Source organism: Sphingomonas sanxanigenens DSM 19645 = NX02, assembly GCF_000512205.2.
In the GTDB taxonomy this organism is placed as follows: Bacteria; Pseudomonadota; Alphaproteobacteria; order Sphingomonadales; family Sphingomonadaceae; genus Sphingomonas_D; species Sphingomonas_D sanxanigenens.
Genome location: NZ_CP006644.1, coordinates 3457491 through 3478897, shown reverse-complemented (window position 1 = coordinate 3478897; position 21407 = coordinate 3457491). Strand labels below are relative to the sequence as shown.

General features: G+C 66.9%; 10 protein-coding genes, 1 tRNA gene and 1 pseudogene. 7 read left to right on the top strand and 5 right to left on the bottom strand.

Going from position 1 to position 21407, the window contains the following annotated elements; translation table 11 throughout:
• From NX02_RS31625 to NX02_RS15925, 4 genes are read left to right on the top strand one after another with little or no spacing between them, the layout of a single operon-like run.
• On the top strand, positions 1 to 1404 hold the full coding sequence (locus NX02_RS31625) for a beta-ketoacyl synthase N-terminal-like domain-containing protein (protein ID WP_084717835.1): 1404 nt from the start codon (positions 1 to 3) through the stop codon (positions 1402 to 1404).
• A complete protein-coding gene (locus tag NX02_RS33610) occupies positions 1341 to 6491 on the top strand; it encodes an SDR family NAD(P)-dependent oxidoreductase (protein WP_245648882.1) in 5151 nt (1716 codons plus the stop codon). The genes NX02_RS31625 and NX02_RS33610 overlap by 64 nt, the downstream gene beginning before the upstream one ends.
• Positions 6488 to 7486: a glycosyltransferase family 2 protein gene (locus NX02_RS15930; protein ID WP_245648607.1), complete on the top strand. Its 999-nt coding sequence runs from the start codon at positions 6488 to 6490 to the stop codon at positions 7484 to 7486. The genes NX02_RS33610 and NX02_RS15930 overlap by 4 nt, the downstream gene beginning before the upstream one ends.
• 1 nt (position 7487) lies before the next feature.
• Positions 7488 to 8201, top strand: coding sequence for a 4'-phosphopantetheinyl transferase family protein (locus NX02_RS15925; RefSeq protein WP_053000658.1), 714 nt, complete (start codon positions 7488 to 7490; stop codon positions 8199 to 8201).
• A 27-nt stretch (positions 8202 to 8228) separates the two neighbouring features.
• Here the strand turns inward: NX02_RS15925 and NX02_RS15920 are convergent, their stop codons facing one another.
• Positions 8229 to 8480 (bottom strand): response regulator transcription factor, encoded by a 252-nt coding sequence (locus tag NX02_RS15920; RefSeq protein ID WP_025293196.1) that lies wholly within the window; start codon positions 8478 to 8480, stop codon positions 8229 to 8231.
• A 339-nt stretch (positions 8481 to 8819) separates the two neighbouring features.
• Between NX02_RS15920 and NX02_RS15915 the strand changes: the two genes are divergently transcribed.
• Entirely contained in the window at positions 8820 to 10010 is a 1191-nt protein-coding gene (locus NX02_RS15915; protein WP_039996627.1) for a DUF418 domain-containing protein, read from the top strand.
• A 41-nt stretch (positions 10011 to 10051) separates the two neighbouring features.
• Here NX02_RS15915 and NX02_RS15910 read toward each other — a convergent pair whose 3' ends face one another.
• Both NX02_RS15910 and NX02_RS33910 read right to left on the bottom strand, forming a co-directional pair.
• The gene (locus NX02_RS15910) at positions 10052 to 10807 is read right to left on the bottom strand and encodes a LuxR C-terminal-related transcriptional regulator (RefSeq protein WP_162232684.1); all 756 of its coding nucleotides are present in this window, start codon (positions 10805 to 10807) and stop codon (positions 10052 to 10054) included.
• Positions 10808 to 11197: 390 nt separating this feature from the next.
• Positions 11198 to 15349: a beta strand repeat-containing protein gene (locus NX02_RS33910; protein ID WP_025293193.1), complete on the bottom strand. Its 4152-nt coding sequence runs from the start codon at positions 15347 to 15349 to the stop codon at positions 11198 to 11200.
• Positions 15350 to 16018: 669 nt separating this feature from the next.
• Between NX02_RS33910 and NX02_RS15900 the strand changes: the two are divergent.
• Positions 16019 to 17591 (top strand): annotated as a pseudogene (locus NX02_RS15900) (M20/M25/M40 family metallo-hydrolase).
• A gap of 69 nt (positions 17592 to 17660) precedes the next feature.
• On the opposite strand, the gene NX02_RS15895 reads toward NX02_RS15900, so the two are convergent.
• Positions 17661 to 19565, bottom strand: coding sequence for a sensor domain-containing diguanylate cyclase (locus tag NX02_RS15895; RefSeq protein WP_025293192.1), 1905 nt, complete (start codon positions 19563 to 19565; stop codon positions 17661 to 17663).
• A 174-nt stretch (positions 19566 to 19739) separates the two neighbouring features.
• A tRNA-Leu gene (locus NX02_RS15890) sits at positions 19740 to 19826 on the bottom strand.
• Between the two features lie 97 nt (positions 19827 to 19923).
• Between NX02_RS15890 and NX02_RS15885 the strand changes: the two genes are divergently transcribed.
• A complete protein-coding gene (locus tag NX02_RS15885) occupies positions 19924 to 21381 on the top strand; it encodes an MATE family efflux transporter (protein ID WP_245648606.1) in 1458 nt (485 codons plus the stop codon).
• The last annotated feature ends 26 nt before the right edge of the window (positions 21382 to 21407 follow it).

The following is a 21407-nucleotide window of genomic DNA, read 5'->3' as shown; positions in this document are numbered from 1 at the left end:
ATGTATCAAGATCCCAACGCTTTCGATCCCAATGATGACGATGCGGTTTCGGACACCGCGATCGCCATCGTCGGCATGTCGTGCCGCTTCGCCAATGCGCGCGGGCTCGACGCTTACTGGTCGTTGCTCAGCGAGGGACGCGAAGGCGTCGAAACCTATAGCGACGAGGAACTGATCGCGGCGGGCGTCAGCCCGGCGATGCTGCGCAACCGCAATTATGTCCGCCGCGGCGCGCCGCTTACTGACATGGAATGTTTCGATGCGTCGCTGTTCGGCCTTTCGCCGCGCGACGCCGCCATCATGGACCCGCAGCACCGCCACTTCCTGGAATGCGCGTGGGAAGCGCTGGAAAATGCCGGCCACACTCCGCAGCGCTTCGATGGCACGATCGGCGTGTTCGCGGGCTCGGGCCACAACGCCTACATGCCCTACAACCTGCTGACCAATCCCAAGCTGGTCCGCGACGTCGGTCTGTTCCTGCTGCGCCACACCAGCAACGACAAGGACTTCCTCACCACGCGCGTCTCCTATCTGTTCGACCTCAAGGGGCCGAGCATCAATGTGCAGACCGCCTGCTCGACCTCGCTGGTTTCGATCCACATGGCCGCGCAGAGCCTGATCAGCGGCGAATGCGACATGGCGATCGCCGGCGGCACCTCGATCGAGCTGCCGCACCGCCAGGGCTATGTGTTCGAAGAGGGCGAGATCCTGTCGCCCGACGGTCACTGCCGGCCGTTCGACGCGGACTCGCAGGGTACCGTTTTCGGCAGCGGCGTCGCCGTGGTCGCGTTGCGCCGGCTGGCGGACGCGATCGAGGCGGGTGACCATATCTATGCGGTGCTGCGTGGTTCCGCGATCAACAACGACGGCGCCGGCAAGGTCGGCTATCTCGCCCCCAGCGTCGATGGCCAGGCCAAGGTGATCGCCGAGGCGCTGGCGATGGCGGATGTCGATGCCGGCTCGATCAGCTATGTCGAGGCGCATGGCACCGGCACGCCGGTGGGCGATCCGATCGAAATCGCCGCGCTCACCCAGGCGTTCCGCCAGTCGACCGACCGCGTCGGCCACTGCGCGATCGGTTCGGTGAAGGCCAATATCGGCCATACCGATACCGCGGCGGGCGCCGCCGGCCTGATCAAGGTCGCGCTGTCGCTGCACAACCGCGAACTGCCCGCGTCGCTGAACTTCACCGCCCCCAATCCGGGCTGCGCGTTCGAGGGCAGCCCGTTCCGCGTGCAGGCGGCGCGGGCGCCGTGGCTGACCGCGGGCGGCCGGGGGCCCCCCAGCCGCGCCGCGCGGGCATCAGCTCGCTCGGCGTCGGCGGCACCAATGCGCATGTCGTGCTTGAGGAAGCGCCGGCGCGGCGCGCCAGCGGCCGCAGCCGCAGCCGCCAGATCCTGCTGACCTCCGCGCGTTCCGATGCCGTCGCCGGCGCCAATGCCGCGGCGCTCGCCGACCATCTCGATGCGCAGCCGACGATCAACCTCGCCGACGCCGCCTATACGCTGGCGATCGGCCGGCAGCATCTGCCCTATCGCCGCTTCGCGGTGGCGGCCACGGCCGCCGAGGCAGCCGAGCGGCTGCGCGCGACGCCCGAGCGTGCCGCGGTGGCGGCGATCGCCGATCGGCCGGTCTCCTTCCTCTTCTGCGGTGCCGGGCCGCAGCATGTCGACATGGCACGGGGCCTGTATGAGGCCGAACCGTCGTTCCGCGCCGAGGTCGACAAGGCGCTCGCCATCTGCGACCGCATCGGCGTGACCGGCATCAAGCGCTGGATGTTTCCGGCAGATGCCGATCGTGCGCAGGCCGCGCGGGAACTCGAACGCCCCTCGATCGCACTGCCGGCGCTGTTCATCATCCAGACCGCGCTCGCGCGCTTCTGGATGGCGATCGGCGTCAAGCCGAGCGGGATGATCGGCCACAGCTCGGGCGAATATGCCGCCGCGCACATCTCCGGTGTGATCGACCTCGAAGCGGGCCTGCGCATCGTCAGCGCCCGTGGGCGGCTGTTCGAAACGATCCGCGACGGCGGCATGCTGAGCGTGCCGATGGCCGAGGCCGAACTGCTGCCCTTGTTGCCCGCCGACCTTTCGATCGCGACGATCAACGCGCCGCGGCTGTGCGTCGTCTCCGGACCCGCCGCCGCGATCGCGCGCTTCCACGCCGAGCTCGAGGCGCAAGAGATCGAGGCGCAGGTGGTGCGGATCTCGGTTGCCGCGCATTCGCCGATGCTCGATCCGATCCTGCCCGAATTCCGGGCGCTGATGCGGACGATCCCGCTCAAGGCGCCGCAAATCCCCTTCGCCTCCAACCTGACCGGCGATTGGGTGCAGGCGTGCGATGTGACCGACCCCGAATATTGGGTGCGCCACCTGCGCGAGACGGTGCGCTTCACCGATGGCCTGCAGCGCCTGCTCGCCGATCCCGATTGCGCGCTGCTCGAAGTCGGCCCCGGCCGTGGCATGGCGAGCCTCGCGCGCCAGAACCCCGGCCGCCAGAAGCAGCAGCCGGTGCTCAGCTCGCTGCGTCATCCCGACCAGGCGGTGGAGGACGATGCCTTCGTGTTCGACACGATGGGCCAGCTCTGGGCGCTCGGCGTCACGGTCGACTGGGATGCCTATTTCGCCGGCGAGCAACGGTTGAGGCTGCCCCTGCCGACCTATCGTTTCGAGCGGCAGCGCCACTGGTTCGATGCCGGTACCTTCGCGGTCGCCGCGCAGGACGATCCCGATGCCGCGCTCGACCGGCACGAGGATGTCGCGGATTGGCGCTACGAACCGGTCTGGACGCGCTCGGCGACTCCCGCTGCCGCGGTGGCCGAGGGTCCGGCAATGGTGCTCGAGGATCGTTCGGGGCTGTCTCGGCGGATCGTCGACCGGCTGCGTGCGGCCGGCCGCGAAGTCGTGCTGGTCCGCGCCAGCGACCGCTTCCGCCGGCGGGGCAGCGACCGCTTCACCGTCGATCCGGCGAGCACCGCCGACTATGCGCAGTTGTTCGACTGCCTCGCCGCCGAAGGCCGGCTCCCGACGCAAATCTATCATTGCTGGCTGGTCACGGGATCGGGCTGGCGGCCGAACGGGACGCCCAAGCTGCTCAAGCGCGGCTTCCACAGCCTCGTTGCGATCGCGCCCGAACTGGCGCGCCAGCTTGGCGAGGCGTCGGTGGAAATCTGCCTCGTCACCGATCATGCCCAGCGCCTGGGCGAGGATCGCGGGCTGATGCCGGTGAAAGCGACGGCGCTGGGCGCGGCGCGGGTGATCCCCACCGAATATCCCAGCCTGCATATCCGCAGCGTGGATGTGGCGCTGCCCGCCGCAGGCGCGACCCGCGCATGGGACGGGCTGGCGGATGCGCTGATCGGCGAGCTGGCGCAGAGCTGGTCGGGCGGCCCGATCTGCTATCGCGCCGGCGAGCGCTGGGTGCAGGAGCATCAGGCGATCGGCGCCGCGCCCGCCGATGGGCCGACGCCCGCACCGCGGATTCGCGCGGACGGCACCTACGTCATCACCGGCGGCCTCGGCGGCCTCGGCCTCACCATCGCACGCCATCTGGCCGAGAAGCATCAGGCGCGCGTGGCGCTGATCGCCCGCACCGGCCTGCCGCCGCGCGAGGAATGGGCCGAACTGATCGCCGCCCGCACCGCCGAGCCGGCGGTCGAGGATCGCATCCGCAAGGTGCTGGCGCTGGAAGCGGCCGGCGCGACCGTCGAGGTCGTCGTCGCCGATGTCGGCGATGTGCGCGGAATGCGCATCGCGATCCGCGGCATCGCGCAGCGGCTGGGGCCGATCGCCGGCGTGTTCCACGCCGCAGGCACGCTCGATGACGGACTGATCGAAACCAAGACGCGCGCCTCGATCGAGGCGGTGCTCAAGCCCAAGCTGGCCGGCACGCTGGCGCTCGACGTGGCGCTGGCCGATCGGCCGGTCGACTTCATCATGCTGTTCTCGTCGATCAGCGCGTTCGCAGGGCTGGCGGGGCAGGCCGATTATGCCGCGGCGAACGCTTTTCTCGATGCCTATGCGCAGGCGCGGAACGACGATCCGGTGACGCAGGTGTTGTCTGTGGGCTGGAGCCAGTGGAGCGAGGTCGGCATGGCCGCCGGTCTCAACGGTGCCGGCGAAGGCGGCGCAGGGCTGCCCGACGAACTGGGCGAAGGCAGCGCCGTCGACCATCCCATACTGGAGCGGCTGCACGCGCTGTCGGACGACGAGCTGGTCGCTGCGGCGACCTTGTCGCCCGCGACGCACTGGCTGCTCGACGAGCATCGCATCGCCAATGCCGGCGCGTTGATCCCGGGCACGGGCTATCTTGAGCTGGCCCGCGCGGCGCACGCGCTGGTCAGTCCCGGGCCGGCGGTTCTGTCCGACGTGACCTTCCTTTCGCCTTTCGCGGTGAGCGACGGTTCGGCACGCGACCTGCGCGTCCATCTGCGCCGCCGCGTCGGCGCCGACTGGCGCTTCGTCGTGCTCGGCCGCCCGGCGGGGGGCACCGGCGCGTGGGTCGAACATGCCACCGGTCTCGTTTCCGCCGATGGTGTGACCGAGGTTGCCGGCCGGCTCAATCTGGCGCAGATCGGCGGCCGCTGCGGCACCCATGGCGCCGCCGAGGACAGCCCGGTGCTGCGCTTCGGCCCGCGCTGGGACAATGTGAAGACCGCCCGGTTGGGCGATGACGAGGCGTTGCTGACGCTGGAGGTCGACGCCGCCTTCCACGGCGAGTTCGATCGCGTGCTGCTTCATCCTGCGCTGCTCGACTTCGCCACCGCGGGCGCGCAGCGCCTGATCCACGGCTATGATCCGGCGCGCGATTTCTTCGCGCCCTTCGCCTATCGCCGGATGGTGCTCCATGCGCCGCTGCCGCCGAAGGTCGTCAGCCACATTCGCTATCGCTCGAATGGCGAGACCGCCGGCCTCACCGCGACGTTCGACGTGACCATCGCCGATCCGGCGGGCACGGTGCTCGCCGAGATCAGCGATTTCACGATGATGCGCGTGCGCGACGCCAGCAGTCTCGCGCGCGTGGCCGAGCCGGAGCGGGCTGCCGGCGCCGTCGGCGCGGTGGCGCCGGTCGAGCGGATGGAAGCGATCCTGCCCGAGGAAGGGCTGCGCGCGATCGACCTGCTGCTTGCCGGCCCGGCGCGACCGCATGTCATCCTGTCACCCTATGATCTCGATCCGGCGCTGGCCCGATTGCGCGCGCCCAGGCGCACCGCGCGGCGGATGGCGGCGAATGACGATGGCGCCGCCGACGCCGATCTGCCGGCGACCGCCACCGAACAGGTGATTGCCGACCTATGGTCCGAACTGCTCGGCATCTCGCCGATCGCGCGGCACGATAATTTCTTCGATCTGGGGGGGCATTCGCTGCTCGCGGTGCAGTTCACCAACCGGCTGCGCAAGAAGACCGGACGGACCCTGCCGTTGGCGGCGCTGCTCGACACGCCCACCGTGGCGCATCTTGCGCGCATCATCGATCCCGAAGGATCGGCGGCGGCCGATGCCGCGTCGACGGGCGAGGGCGCGATGATCGATGTGCCGGCCATTCCAGCGGCCAGCCATGATGTGGTAACGATCCGCCCCGGCGGTTCGCAGACGCCGATCTTCTTCGTGCATGACGGTCTGGGCGAGACATTGCTCTATCGCGGCCTCGCGCTGCGTCTCGATCCGGCGCGGCCGATCTATGGCGTGGAACCGCTGCGCAATGCGGCGGGCGGCTTTGCCCACACCCGCATCCAGGAAATGGCGGCCAACTATATCGAACGGATCCGCACGGTTCAGGCCGAGGGACCCTATATGCTCGCCGGGCTGTGCGCCGGCGGCGTGATCGCGTTCGAAATGGCGCGGCAGCTTCAGGACGTCGGCCAGCGCGTCGCGTTCGTCGGCATCATCGATGCGGCGGATGTCGGGGCGGCGAAGCGGCCCTTCTATATCACCCGCTCGCGGCTCGACCGGATCCGCGTGCTGGTCGGCGAGCAGGGGCTGTTCACCTTCCTGCCGTCGCTCGCGCGCAAGACGGCCAACGCGCTGCGCTGGGAGATCGGCTCGCGCCTCCGCCAGGCCCGCGACCGCCGCACCGTCCAGCAGATCCGTGACGCCAATACGGGCGGCGCGGAGACGGCGATGCACCAGGATGCGATCAGCTTCCTCAAGCTCTACGAGGTCGCCCACAAGCTGCACCGGCCCGAGGGGCTGTTCGCCGGGGGCTCGGTGGCCTTGTTCAAGGCGTCGCAGGGCAATGGCCAGATCGACGATCTGCCCTACCAGCTCGTTTATGCCGACTATGCGCTTGGCTGGGGCCGGCGCGTGATGGACGAGGTGATGGTGGTTTCGGTGCCCGGCGGCCACAGCAGCGTGTTGCAGGAACCGCATGTCGGCACGCTTGCCCGCTGGTTCCAGGATGCGGTGGACAGCGCCGCGGACCGTGCCGGCCTGCAGCCGATCGCCGACCTCGATCTGGCCGACGAGACGATGATGGCGGTGGCGGCCGAATGACGATGTCGGGGGGAGGGGAGGCGGCCGGGCGGCCGTCGATCGACGTCGTCATCGTCAACTACCGCACCGCCGATCTGGCGATCGCCTGCCTCGACTCGCTCGAGGCTGAAAGGGCGGAGATGTGCTCGCTGCGCGTGATCGTCGTCGACAACGAGTCGGGCGATGGATCCGCGGCGCGGATCGCGGCGGCGATCGAGGCGCGGAGCTGGTCGTGGGCGACCGTACTGGAAGCGGGCCGCAACGGCGGCTTCGGCGCGGGCAACAATGTCGGCATCGATCATGCGCTGGCGCAGCCGGATCCCGCCGATCTGATCTGGATGCTCAACCCGGATACGCGGGTGATGCCGGGCGCCACGGGGGCGCTGGCGCGATTCATGGCGGAACATCCGCGGGCCGGCATCGCCGGCAGCGCGTTGCGCGAGGGCGACGGCAGCTTGTGGCCCTATGCCTTCCGCTTCCCGACCGTGCTCGGCGAGATCGAGCGCGGCGCACGCTGGGGGATCGCCTCGCGGCTGCTGCGCAATCAGGCGACGGCGCGGCGGATGGAGGAAGGGACTGCACCGGTCGACTGGGTGTCCGGTGCCAGCTTCGTCGTTCGCCGCGACCTGCTGGAGGCCGGCCTGCGCTTCGACGAGGATTATTTCCTCTATTATGAGGAAACCGACCTTTGCCTGCAGGCGCGCCGCGCCGGCTGGGAATGCTGGTACGTCGCCGAGGCGGAGGTGCTGCACATTGCCGGGCAGAGTACGGGCGTGACCGGCAAGCAGGCGGTTGTCCGCCGGCTGCCCGCCTATTGGTTCGACTCGCGGCGGCGCTATTTCACGAAGAATCACGGCCGCTTCTATGGAATGCTTGCGGATGCCGCCTGGATCGGCGCACATCTGTTCGATCGCGCGAAGCAGGCGGTGCAGCGGTCGGACAGCGCGGATCCGCCGCGGCTGCTTGCCGATTTCGTCCACCATTCCGCGTTGATGCCGCGCCCGCGCCAGGGATAGAATGATGCAGTCATGGTCCATGGCGGCGCCAGCACAGGGCATGCCGGCGCCCAATGGCCTGTCGATCCTGCCGCTGGACGCAACCGGCGCCCCGTTTCCGATGTGGCTGGTATCGCTCTCAGTGGAGCCCTCGGCGGCCCTGCTGGACCTGCTGGGTGCCGAGGAGCGGCAGCGCGCAGACCGCTTCCGCACGGCGGCGCTGCGCCGGCGCTATATCGCCGGCCATGCCGGATTGCGCTTGATTGCCGCGCGCTGCTTCGGCGGCGCAGCAGGGGTGGAGGATGTGGTGCGCGATGCGCGCGGCAAGCTCCACCTGCGCTGCGCCGCGAACGCGCAATGCAGCATCAGCTATGCCGCGGACCGGGTCTTGATCGGAATTTCAGAGGGCGCTGCGATCGGCGTGGATGCGGAACAGCTCCGGCCGATCGACGACGCGGCGGAGTTGATGGAACTGCATTACACCCCCGCCGAGCGAGCGGCGTTGCGCGCGCTCCAGCGATCCGGGCAAATAATCGATCACGCCTTCCTTGCGATCTGGGTCCGCAAGGAAGCCTGCGTGAAGGCCCTTGGCGAAGGGCTGGTCATTCCGTTGACCGAACTTGAAATTGGGCTGCAGCCTCGAATGACGACGGTGCGAATTGGAAGTTCTGGTCTTCGCACCGCCGCCATTCAAGCTTCTGGCGACCTTGTCATTGGTTGGGCTCAAACCCTTTGATTGCGACCCGCGTTCGCCGACCGCCCGTCAGGCGAGACGCATGTTCGCAACACCGCGCTCGGTCGGCAGCAAGCCTTCCCGGATCACATGAGCGATCATGTGCGCACGATTACGTGTCCTGGTCTTGAGTCGAACGTTTTCCACGTGACGCTCGACGGTGCAGGGCGCGATGGCCAGTTCAAGCGCGGCCTCCTTGGCCGACAGACCCAGCGCTACGAGCCGCAGCACTTGATATTCACGATCGGTAAGCTGAATTAGATCCTCGGTAGTTCTCGGCATGAAAACCCCCCCACTAGATTTACTTGAGACCCTTCCGGGTGCCGCTTTCATAGGTCCGAGGAAGGCGCGGAGTCTCGCGCGCTTTCGGATAAGGCTCGGCAGTCAAGGGATAGAGGGGGCTGCCCATAAATGCCCGCCGAGGATCAAATGGATATAAATGTTAAACCGGATTCAAATCCATATTGACGCAGTGCAGCATCGCAACATGAGTGTGATCGCCGTCACACTCTATAATCCCCCAATTGGGGGAAGGGAAGAACCCCTTCGGAATTTATAGCATGAATCTTGTCCATTTTCGTTGCAATGGGCTACCAAGGGGCTGACTCATCAGGGCGGGGAATGAGTGCGGTGCGGGGTGATCGGTTAATCGTGGTTGATGTCATCCGCGGGTTTGCGCTGATGGCTCTGTTCCTGGTCCACATGATGGAGAGCTATGAGCTCTACTGGGCCGCTCCGCGTGAGGATGCCATCATCCATGGCATCTTCCTGCTGTTCATGGGCAAGAGTTTCTCCCTGCTCGCGCTCTGTTTCGGCTTCGGCTTCTTCGCGCTGATGCGCGGCGCGGCGGCGCGCGGCGTCGATTTCTCGGGGCGTTTCATCTGGCGCCTCATCGTGCTCGCGGCGATCGGATCGCTGCACGCATTGATCTATCGCGGTGACATCATCCAGCTCCTCGCACTGCTGGGACTGATGCTGCCGCTGTTCCACAGGGTAAAGAGCAATCAGGTGATCGTGGCGATCGCAGCCGCGTTCCTGCTGCAGCCTGTATTGTGGGTCCAGTTCGCCGCGATCTTCCTGGGGGGCGGTCCCGGTGAGGCGGCCGGCGCGGCGTTGGCGGGCGGCGATCCGGCAATGCCGATCTACCTCCACGGCAATTTCGGCGCGGTTTTGCGCGAGAATCTGGTCGATGGGCAGATCGCCAAATGGGCCTTCCTGCTTCATTCGGGCCGCATCCTGCAGATCGCGGGGCTTTACCTCGTCGGGATGGTTCTGGGGCGGATCGATTTCTTCGGTCGCCTATCGGCGAACGGCAGGGCGCGCCGCATCGCGCTCGTCGCGGCGGTCGTCGCCGCGCTGGCGACTCACTTCGCCGTTGCTGCAATGAGTCATGCTGCGGTGCCGCAATTTCTATCTGACGATGGGTATCGCCTTTTGAGCGTAATCGTGGGCGGATGGTTCGATCTCGCGGTCACGGCAATATGGGTGCTGCTGTTGTGCGAGCTGTGGCTGAGCAGGGCGGCCGTTTTGCTCATACCATTGGCCTCGGTTGGTAGGGCTACCCTTAGCCTCTACATTCTCCAGTCGTTGATTTTCGTCCCCTTGTTCTATCCTTTTGGATTGGGCGTTTACGACGATTGGGACAGCGTGACGCGCCTGTGGGTCGGCCTTTGCGGTATCGCAGCGCAATTGGTCGTCGCCCGACTGTGGTTTGCGCGCTTCCGATATGGTCCCATCGAATGGGCCTGGCGCTCGCTCACCTATTTGCGCACGGATATCCCACTGCGCACCACGCAAAGCCGCGCGGGGTGAATGCAGTCAGCGCAATCGGAAAGGACCGCGGCCGTGGCGCGTCAGATCAGCCCGGGCCAGTTGTCGAGCGATTGGGTAAGCGCGGCGCCGGCGAGGAACAGGATCAAGGCCGCCCGACTGGTCGTGCGTGGCGGGCTGCGATCGGCGAACAGGCCCAGTTCCCTCGCCAGGATCGCCGCCTGCGTGCGATTGTGCACCGAAAGCTTGCGAAAAATCGTTTTGACGGCCAATTTTACCGTCGCTTCGCTGACGCCGAGCTCCCGCGAGATCACCTTGTTGGGCAGCCCCATCACAAGGCCGCGCAAGATATCTTGCTCGCGCGGGGTAAGATCGAACCGTGCGACATCAGCGCTATGGTTGTCGCGGCCGTCGGTCTGGTGAAGATCGCGTAGCGTGTCGATCAGATCGGCGGGCGCGACTTTCTCACCCATCGACACGAGTTGCATCTTCGCGAGGAAGGCCTGATAGGGCACGTCGTTGAGCACATAACCATAAGCGCCGGCAGCGAAGATTCGGCTCATCGTGTCGAAATCGAAATTCTCCGTCAGCACCACCAGCTTTGCCCGGTCGAACCGGCCGATCAGTTCCGAGATCCGATCGATGCCGTCTTGCTCCATGATCGCCTGGTCGACGATGATGATGTGACTATCGCTATTGACGAGCTGATCAATATCCTCAATCGACTGAGCGACATTATAGCCCCCGTCCGTTAGAATTCGCCTCAATCCCTCACGAGCGAGAGCATTCTTGAGAACGAGGGAAGCATTGATAGATCGTTCCATTCGCGAGGCCTTCATCTCGCAACCATAAGCGGCGCCAGCGCACATAAGAGCGCTTGATTCTACCGCTTGGCTAAACCCCACCAGAAGGGCGAATATCTGCCCTGATCAAAAAGGATAACATGGATTGCGTTGAGTGCAATCCATGATTCCCGGAGCGACTTTCGGCTTGGGACCGCGCCGCACGAAGTAGGGCGTTCGCCTTGGCTTGCCGGCAATCGCAGCCTGCGTCGGCCACGCGCGCCGTCGTCGCGCGGCCGAAGCTGGCGATGCCGAAGACGCGACCGACAGTGACGCGAATCGCTCGACCGTTCTCAAGCGAGCGCTACCAGCCTGTGGTCCGCCAGAGCGCCGATACGGTTTGACCTTGCTCACGATGGGTCGTGCGTTCGATCGCCGGGCACCGGATCAGAGCACCCAGGTTCCGGTGAAGGCGGTAATATCGCCTGCGAACAGGATCGAAAAATCCGCAACCCCGTCGCCATTGTTGTCGGCGAGCAGCGTCGTCCGATCGGTCCCTGCGTCGAAGGCGAGCGTCAACTCGCCCGCCGAGCCACTGAAGCTCTCGACAAAACGAAATGCGTCGTTGACGTCCGGCGTTCCGACATCGGCGTCGATCTGCCACAGGTCGAGCATGTCGCCGGCCGAAAAATCGGTGATCAGATCGGGCGCCGCGGTCGTGCTTTCCGACACGTCCATATAGAAGAAGGTGTCGTTGCCGCCGCCGCCGGTCAGCGTATCGGCATCACCGCCGCCCGTGAGGGCATTGGCCGCGCTCGACCCGATCAGCACATCGGCGAAGTTGGAACCGAGCACGCTTTCGACGCTGATCAGCGTATCGGTGCCGTGTCCGCCGCCGATCACCTGCGGCGTCGCGAGGCCCAGATTGACATGGACACCCGCCGAAGTGGTTTCATAGCTGACGATGTCGTTGCCGGCGCCGCCGTCCATATAATCGCTGCCGGCACGGCCGAAGAAGATGTCATCGCCATTGCCGCCGAACAGCCGGTCGTCGCCATTGCCGCCGTCGAGCACGTCGTCGCCACTGCCACCGCTCAGCATGTCGTTGCCGACACCGCCGAAGAGCGTGTTGAACTGCGAATTGCCGGTCAGCACGTCGTCGAAGTTCGAACCGACGATGTTCTCGATCGACAGCAGCGTGTCGGTTCCAGCGCCGATGCTGTCCTGCGCGGCGGTGGTCAGCAGGCTGACGGCGACACCCGCGGCCGCTCCGAAATAGCTTGCGGTGTCGCGGCCCGCGCCGCCGTTCAGCACATCGTTTCCAAGGCCGCCGGTCAGCGTGTCGTCTCCGGCATTGCCGATCAGCACATTGTCGCCGGCGTCGCCGGTCAGCGTGTCGTTATAGGCCGAGCCGGTGACATTCTCGATGCTGATCAGCGTGTCGGTACCGGCACCGAGCCGCGCCTGCCCGCTGGTAGCGGCCAGGTTGACGATGACCGCGCCGGTTGCGGTCGCATAGCTCGCAGTGTCGGATCCAGCGCCGCCGTTGAGCGTGTCGTTGCCCGTACTGCCGGTCAGAATGTCGTTGCCGTCACCGCCCGACAGGATGTTCGAATAGATGTTGCCCGTCAGCAGGTCGTCGAACGCGCTACCGATGACATTCTCGATGCTGCGGATCGTATCGATGCCGGCGCCGCCGGTGTTCTGCCCCCAGGTCGCGATCAGGTTGACCGTTACGCCGGAACCGACCAGCGAATAGTCCAGCGTATCGTTGCCCGTGCCGCCGTCGATCGCGTCATTGCCCAGATCGCCGGACACAATGTCGTTGCCGCCGCTACCCGACAGGCTGTTGTCCCCGGCATTGCCGATCAGCACGTCGGCGAAATTGGTTCCGATCAGTCCTTCGATGTCGGTCAGGGTGTCGATACCGCCGCCGCCGGTGCTCTGCGGACCGGCGACCAGCAGGCTCACCGTCACGCCGGATGCGGCGTCGGCGTAGCTCGCCACGTCGGCACCCGCGCCGCCGTCGATCAGGTCGTCGCCCAGCCCGCCGCGGATCAGGTCGTTGCCGTCCCCGCCCAGCAGCACGTCGTCGCCGGCAAGCCCGTCGATCTCGTCATTGCCGGCAGCGCCTTCGATGCGGTTGGCGCCGGCCGCGCCGGTAAGCTTGTCATGGAACGCGCTGCCGACCAGGTTCTCGAAGCCGGACAGTGTGTCCGCGCCCGCGCCGAGCGTGTTCTGCGCGCTGGAGAGGTCGAGCCGGACGCTGACTCGCGCGACAGCGCTCGTGTAGCTGAGCGTGTCGATGCCGTCGCCGCCGATCAGCGTATCGGCGCCGACGCCGGCGCCGCCGTCGATCAGGTCATTGCCCGCACCGCCATCGATGATGTTGCGGATGCTGCCGGCGGTGTATCCGGTCAGCACGTCGTCGAACGCCGATCCGATCAGGTTCTCGATGCGCACGATCGTGTCGATGCCCGCGCCGCCGGTGTTCTGCGCGGCGGTGAGGGCGAGGTTGACGCTGACCCCGGCAGTGGCCGAGGCGTAGCTCAAAGTGTCGATGCCCGATGCGCCGTCGATCATGTCGTCGCCCAGCCCGCCGTCCAGCATGTTGGCGAGGTTGTTGCCGATCAGCACGTCGTTGAACGCCGAACCGATCAGATTCTCGATGCCGACCAATCGGTCGATGCCGGCACCGCCGGTGTTCTGCGCGGTGGTGAGCGCGAGGTTGACGGTCACGCCCTCCACAGCGGACGCGTAGCTTGCGGTGTCGATGCCGCCGCGGCCGTCGATCAGGTCGTTGCCGGCGCCGCCATCGATGAGGTTGGCACCGGCATCGCCATACAGCGTATCATCGAACGCGGAGCCGCTGATGTTCTCGATCCCGGCCAGCGTGTCGCTGCCGGCGCCGCCGGTGGCGGTGCCCGCCGCGAGGTCGATGGTGACGGCGGCCGCCGCGCCCGTATAGGCCGCAACATCGATTCCGCCGCCGCCCGCGATCAGGTCATCGCCCGCGCCGCCTTCGAGCACATCATTGCCTTCACCGCCGGTCAGGCTGTCGGCGCTCGCCGAGCCTGTGATGCGATCGGCGGCGGAACCGCCGGCCGCGGTCACGCCGCTGCTCGCGCCGCTCGCGTCGAACGTCGTCGCCTGATCGGCGAGGGTGAACAGGCTCACCCCGTTCTCGAAGCCGTCGAGCACCACCGTGCCGCCGGTCGTCAGCACCACCTGCAGCGCCGACACATGGCCGAGCGCATCGAGTTGCGCCGCGGTGAGCGCGATCGTGTTGGCAGCGCCCGCCTGGACGACGCGCTCGATATCCGTCAGCGCGACGCCCGAAAGATCGACGTCCTCGGCAAAGTCCAGATGCAGCGTGTCGGTACCGGTGCCGCCGTCATAGCTTTCGCCAGCCTCGATGTCGGCGACATCCTCGATATGGAAGGCGTCGTCGCCCGCACCGCCGCTCAGCGCATCCGCACCGGCGCCGCCATAGAGCGTGTCGTTGCCGTCGCTGCCGGACAATGTGTCGGCACCGGCGCCGCCGCGCAGCGTATCGTTGCCGGCCGAACCGGTGACGATGTCGATGCCGGCGTTGCCGTTGACGGTCTGGTCGCCGGCCGATCCGGTGAGATCGAGCGTATTGCCATCGGCTGAAAGGTTGAACGCCCCGACGGTCGCGCTCGCCAGTGCCACCGCACCGCCGGTGGTGAGGGTCACGCTGCCGGCGGTGATCGCCTCGAGCGCGTCGAGCTGTGCCGCGGTGAGCGCGACGTCATGGGGGCCGGTCTGGGCGATGGTTTCTATGCTGGTCAGCGTCGCCGCCGAGAGATCGATATCGGCTGCCGCGGTGATGTGGAGCGTGTCGGTGCCGTCGCCGCCATCGAAGCTGGTGCCCGCGACGATATCCGCCGGATCCTCGATAAAGAAGGCATCGTCGCCGGCGCCGCCGCTCAGCGCATCCGCGCCGGGGCCGGCAAACAGCATGTCGTCGCCGTCACCGCCGGAAAGCATGTCGGCGCCGGTGCCGCCGCGGATGCTGTCCTCGCCGATGCCGCCATTGACGGTCTGGTCGCCGACCGACCCGGAAAGGTCGATCGCGTTGCCATCGGCCGAAAGGTTGAACGCGCCGACGGTGGCGGCGGCGAGCGAAAGCGCGATGGAGCCGCCGGTGGTCAGCGTCACGCTGCCCGCGGCGATGGTTTCCAGCGCATCGAGCTGCGCGGCGGTGAGGGCGACGTCATGGGCACCTGCCTGCTCGATCGCCTCGATGCCGGCCAGCGTCACCGACGAGAGGTCGAGCGCTTCGGCCGCATCGATGCGCAGCACGTCGGCGCCTTCGCCGCCATCATAGGTCTCGCCGGCCACGATGTCGCTCGCGGCTGCGATCGTGAGGATGTCGTCGCCGGCGTCGCCGTTGACGATGTCCAGCCCGGCCCCACCCGAAAGCGTGTCATTGCCGTCACCGCCGTTCAGCACATCATTGTCTTCGCCGCCCGACAGCGTGTCGTTGCCGAGCAGGCCATTGATCGTGTCCGCTTCCGCCCCCAGCGAATCACCGGCGATGACGTCATCGTCCGGAGTCCCGTCGTAAGTCGCCATGTCAAAACTTTCCCCGTGCCGTACGGCTCTCAAGCACAGCGCCTGATGGTTCCGGCGTAAGCCGCAAACCTACGCAAGAACGCTACGCGGACTATTCGGCTTTCTCAGGGGGAGGATCTGGCTGCGGGAATGCGGACCCAAGCTCACGGACGGGGGCATTGCTTTCGGTGTTTTGCCGCATCGCACAACGTTTTTTCCGACACCCAGCAGCCGAGGCGCTTCTGATCGACGCCATGGCGGCGCGTTCGACGCTCTGGCCGATGCGGTGAGGGCGGGGGTGACCGGCGCGACTGCGGCTCACCACCGCCGGCTCCGCAAGGTACTGGCTTTATCCACGCCAACGCGAACGCCGAGACGCTGGATAACCGCGCTCGATCTCGCCGTTGGCGAAGGCGCAAAACCCTGTGCGCCACGGGCAGCCGGCGGCAGGGCCAGATAGTCGGCATGATCCCCTTTTGCGGCAAAGCCTGCCGTAGCGGCCGGGGCCGCACAGGTTGGTTGCGGTGAAACGCAGTCAGGGGCGCGTGCGCCGCCAGTTGGATTCCAATCTGCCGCCGCGCGGAATTGGCGATCGAATCGAGACGGTTAACGCCGTGTTTCTGGCGCTGCCCGGCGAACGGGGATAGGCTGGGCGCAATCCGACGACACCGGCCGAAAACGGGGATATCGATGCGCCGTACTTTTCTGCTTCTGCCGCTGTTTGCCCTCGCCATGCCGGTCGCCGCTCAGCAGGCGGATGACCTCAACCGCATCATCGACGAGGGGCTGAACCGCAGCGAGGTGATGCAGACCGCGCAGCACCTGACCGACGATATCGGCGGCCGCATGACCAATTCGCCGCAGATGCGACAGGCCGAGGCATGGACCGCCGAGCGTTTTCGCGACTGGGGTCTCGTCAATGTCCGCAAGGAAGGCTTCCCGTTCGGGCGGGGCTGGTGGATCGCATCGTCTTCGGTGCGGATGAGCGCGCCGCGCCCGCTGATGCTGACCTCGATCCCCGTCGCCTGGACGCCCGCCACCAACGGCACGATCAGCGCGCCGATCGTCGTCGCGCCGATGAAGAAGGCGCGGGATTTCGCGGCGTGGCGCGGCAAGCTGGCGGGCAAGATCGTGCTGGTCTCGATGCCCGGTACGGGTAGCGAGCCGGGCGAGGCGCCCTTCAAGCGGCTGAAGGGGGAGGATATCGAGAAGCTCGATGCCTATCGACAGCCGAAATATGACCCTGAAGGCATCGAGAAAACGATCGCGGAGCTGAGATTCGGCCGACAGCTCGATGCCTTCCTCAAGGCCGAGGGCGCGCTCGCTTGGGCACGGATCGCCTATCGTGATGGCAAGCTGCTGCATGGCGAGGGTTATGACTTCAAGCGCGGCGACACGCCCGCGCTCCCGGGGATCGAAATCGCCGCGGAGGATTATCGCCGGCTCGCGCGCCTTGCGAAGACAGGCGCCGCACCGGTGCTGGAGATCAACAGCGATGTGCGTTTCGATGACAGCGATATCAACGCCTACAACATCATCGCCGAGATTCCGGGGTCCGATCCCAAGGCCGGCTATGTCATGGCCGGCGCGCATCTCGACAGCTGGGTGGCGGGCGATGGTGCCGCGGACAATGCCGCGGGCAGTGCGATGATCATGGAGGCGGCGCGCATCCTCGCGCGGCTGGGCGTGAAGCCGAAGCGCACGATCCGCTTCGCGCTCTGGTCCGGCGAGGAGCAGGGGCTGTTCGGATCGATGGCCTATGTCGACAAATATCTCGCCACGCGTGCGCCCGGGCCGGCGGCCGAGGAAGGCCGCGAGCAGATGTATTTCCGCTATCGCTACCGTTTCCCGATCACGCCCAAGCCCGGCTATGCGGATCTCAAGGCCTATTTCAACATCGACAATGGCTCGGGCAAGCTGCGCGGCATCCATGCCGAGGGCAATGTCGCCGCGGTGCCGATGCTGCGCGAATGGCTGAGCCCCTTCGCCAGCATGGGCGCGACCAGCGTGGTCGCCGCACCCACCGGCGGCACCGACCATGTCTTCATGCAGGCGGTTGGCGTGCCGGGTTACCAGTTTATCCAGGATCCGCTCGATTATTCGACGCGCATCCACCACAGCGGCATGGACACGTTCGATCATCTGAAGGCGGAGGATATGCGACAGGGTTCCGTGGTGCTGGCCGGCATGCTGCTGCAGGCCGCTGCCGACGCAGAACGCGCCGACCGATCCATTCAAATATCAGGATCCGGCGGAGGATTGATCGCTTGCGCGGCCGATGGGCCCAGGCCCGTCGGTTGCGCGCCGGTGGGCCAAGCGCATGCGGAACGGGTCAGTCCACCACCGCGTCGCCGAAGCTGCATTGGTTGCGTCCGTTTCGTTTGGCGTCATAGAGCGCCGCGTCGGCGGTAGCGTACAGCGCTGAGAAGGACGCGCCGGGAAACGCGGCGGCGATACCGATGCTGACCGTCACGGCGACGTCGCTCGAACCGTCCAGCTTGCGCCGCCTGCCGGCAAGCGTCTCGCGCAGATGCTCCGTTCTTTCCCAAGCCTCGCCAAGGCTTTCCGCCTCGATCATCGCCATGAATTCCTCGCCGCCGATCCGACCGAACAGATCGTCGGGATGCAATACCGCGCGAGCGTCCGCGGCGACGTCCGCCAGCAGCCGGTCGCCGGCGAGATGGCCATAGGTGTCGTTCACGTGTTTGAAAAAATCGATATCGAGCAGCAGCATGTAGAGCGATGACGCATCGCTCGATGCGAGCCTGGCCTCGATGTCGCGGATCATCCGGCGGCGGTTGGGAAGCGATGTCAGCGCATCGAAATCCGCCAGCCTGGCCAGTTCGGCATTGGCCTCGCGAAGCTGCTCGGTACGCTTGGCGACCTGCCGTTCGAGCCCCTCATGCGCTTCCGTCAGCCGCGTCGACATGACGGCGAAATCATGCGCCAGGCGCTGGACCTCGTCGCCGCCGAGATCGTCGTCAAAATCGGCAACCGGGCCGGGTTCGATGCGGCTCGTCAGGTCCCGCGTCTGTTCGGCCAGACGTTTCAGCGGCTGGCGGACGTAGCGGCGCAGCAGCAGGGCGACGACGACGGCCTGGATCACCAGGCACAGCGCGGCGGTGATCCCGACGCGGATGAGCGCGCGGGTGGCCGCCGCGCGCAGCACCGATTCATCCTGCATCACCATCACGTACCAGCCCGGCGTGGGAATACGGCGCATGGCTACATAGGCATGGAGGCCGCGGGCCCTGCCCACGAACGGCGCGGAGCCGTGGCGTTGCACGAACGCCCACAGCGCCTGCAGCGCGGGATCGCGCGTGGCGGTCAGATCCAGCAGCTTCTCGGCGCCCGCGCGGCTTTGCCGGGTGTAGCGGGGGTGACGGATCAGCATGCCCTCGGTGGAAACCAGCACGACATCGGCGCCGGGTGGACCGTCCAGTTCGGTCGCGCCCAGCAGGTCTTCGAGCAACAGGCTGGTTCCCCAGGTGCCGATATGCCTGCCGCCGACATCGACGGGCGTCATGCACCCGGTCGTCCAGGTGCGGCCGGTGCGATCATACAGGATATGGACGAGCGGGGTGCATCGGGTTTCCCGCCGCGGATTGGCCTGCGGTGTGCTGATCCGCGCAAAGGTTTCGCCCTGAAAGTCGAGCGAAGGGGGCGCGGTCTTGCGATAGAAGCGCAACTGGTCCTTGCGATCCGGTGCGAACATGATGAGCGCATTGTCCGGCGTGAAGAAATAGAGGCTCTTGAGGTCGGGGCGGACGCCTTCGCCTACCGCATGCGCCACCCGCGTGGCGGCGAGCAGCAGGCTCTTCTCCTGCATGTCAGGTTCAGCGCGCACGAAGGCGCCCACGCCGCGCACGAAGCCGAACGGCGTCTGTCCGCCATCGAACAGCAGATCGATGCTGCGGCGCGCGCCCCTGCCGTCGCTCGGGAAAAGCCGGTTGAACAGCCGGGCGTTTTCGTTGCTGTCGCCCGAGGCGAGTTCGGCCAGAAGCAGCGCCCGGGCGTTGCGGTGGGCTGCGCCGAGACGCGCGAACCGCGACTCCTGCAAGGCCGAGACCTGGCCGCTGTAGCTATCGAGCTGGACGAGCGTCTGGCTGAGCGTCTGTTCGCGTATGTCGAAATACACGCTGACGCCCGCTGCTACGAAGATCAAGCCGATGACCAGCGAAAGCAGCAGCGTCGCCCGCGCTGCGATTGATCGGTTGCGGGGTCCCTGCAACGCCATGACGCCCACACTGACACGATGCAGCGCGGTTGCCTACGCCGTTCGCGATACCGATGGTGCGATGATCGGCGGATGGCCATCCATCGGACTATGCTTTGGCTTTAAGGAGAATGGCGCCTGCAAGCGCAGCTGCGGGCTGCGATGAGGCGCTTCCGGATGCCATCCGGAAGCTCCTGGTGCGGTCGAGAAGACTCGAACTTCCACGGGCTTTCGCCCACAACGACCTCAACGTTGCGCGTCTACCAGTTCCGCCACGACCGCACGAGGATGAACTGCCACCAGTTGCCCCGGTGGCTGGCAGGCCGGTGCCTATAGCGAAGGGTTTTGGGGCTGGCAACGGCCCTCTTCAGGAAAAATTGTGCGGGGCGAACTGCCTGCCTGCAGAATACCCGCGATGCCGGTCGAGCGGCCGATTGCCGCTGGCGGGCGGAGCCGCTACCGCGCGCCGATGCGGACCCGATCGACCGTCCTCGGCGCCGAGACGCGGCAGCTTCTGCGGCTCGCCTGGCCAGTCGTGCTCACCAGCCTGAACTGGACGATTCTGCACGTCACCGACATCATCGTGGTCGGCGCGGTCAGCACGCATGAGGCGGCGGCGCTCGGGGCCAGCCGCACGCTCACCTATATCAGCATCGTTTCGGGGCTTGCCTGGATGTCGGGCGTGCTGGTGTTCGCATCGCGCAGCGATGGCGCGCGGGATCTGCCGGCGACGGGTGACGCACTGCGCGGAGGCATCGCGATGGGGCTGGGGCTTGGCATCGCCGCGATGACGGTGCTGCTGCTCGCGGCCGAATCCTTGCTGCTGCTGATCGGGGTCGAACCCGCGCTGGTGCCCGATGCGGCGCGCGTGGTGCGGGTGATGGCGATCGCCTATCCGGGCCAGTTCATCCTCGTCGCGGCCAGCTATTTCCTGGAGGGCGTCAGCCGCCCTCGGCGGGTGATGGTGGTCAACCTGGCGATGCTGCCCGCCAATGCGGTCGCGGCCTGGGCGCTTGCCGGTGGTCATCTGGGGATGCCGGCGCTGGGCGCGGTGGGTGCGGGCATTGCCACCAGCGCGGCCTCGTTTGGCGGCGGCATTTTCATGCTGCTCGCGTGCTGGACCTTGCCTGATGCAGACGCGCGCGGCGTGCGCGATCGCGGCCGGGCGGCCCTGGCGCGCGGCCGTGCGCTGGTGCCCCGCCTGATCGGCTTCGGACTGGTGCCGGCGATCGCGTCTGCGCTGGAACTGGCGGGCTTCTCCTTCCTGATCGCGCTCTCGACCCGGCTGGGCGAGGTTTCGGCGCACGCTTTCCAGATCGTCTTCTCGCTGCACAACGTCACCTTCGCGCTGGCGCTGGGGCTGGGCTCCGCCGCCGGCGTCCGCGTGGGCAATGCGGTGGGGGAGGGGCAGCCGCAGGCGGCGGCGCCGCGCGCGCTGATCGCTGCGGCGATGACGTTCGCGGGCACGGCATTGCTCGCCATCCTGCTCGGCTTCGCGGCCACACCGGTCGTCATGCTGTTTCCCGGCACCGATGCGGTGCATCTGCTGGCGGCGGCGCTGCTCGCGATCTGGGCGCCCTTCATCCTGTTCGACGGCGTGCAGGTCGTGTTCGTCTATGCGCTGCGGTCGTTCGGCGATCAGGTGGCATCGGGCGTCAACAGCATCCTCGCCTTCTTCGTCATCACCGGCGGGCTCGGCTGGCTGCTGGTCGATCGCGGCCTTGGCGCGCCGGCGCTGGTCTGGGCATCGGGCGGGGGGATGATGGTCGCGGCGCTGCTGCAGGGCGGCCGCTTCTGGTGGGTTGCCGGGCGCCGCGCTGCGTCCGCGAACAATTGATGCGAATCGATCGCAGCGATCGCCGA

Coding starts and splice junctions, on each gene's coding strand:
- NX02_RS15925 (WP_053000658.1), top strand. CDS start 7,488: ATGATGCAGTCATGGTCCATGGCGGCGCCAGCACAGGGCATGCCGGCG.
- NX02_RS15930 (WP_245648607.1), top strand. CDS start 6,488: ATGACGATGTCGGGGGGAGGGGAGGCGGCCGGGCGGCCGTCGATCGAC.
- NX02_RS31625 (WP_084717835.1), top strand. CDS start 1: ATGTATCAAGATCCCAACGCTTTCGATCCCAATGATGACGATGCGGTT.
- NX02_RS15910 (WP_162232684.1), bottom strand. CDS start 10,807: ATGAAGGCCTCGCGAATGGAACGATCTATCAATGCTTCCCTCGTTCTC.
- NX02_RS15920 (WP_025293196.1), bottom strand. CDS start 8,480: ATGCCGAGAACTACCGAGGATCTAATTCAGCTTACCGATCGTGAATAT.
- NX02_RS33910 (WP_025293193.1), bottom strand. CDS start 15,349: ATGGCGACTTACGACGGGACTCCGGACGATGACGTCATCGCCGGTGAT.
- NX02_RS15895 (WP_025293192.1), bottom strand. CDS start 19,565: ATGGCGTTGCAGGGACCCCGCAACCGATCAATCGCAGCGCGGGCGACG.
- NX02_RS15915 (WP_039996627.1), top strand. CDS start 8,820: ATGAGTGCGGTGCGGGGTGATCGGTTAATCGTGGTTGATGTCATCCGC.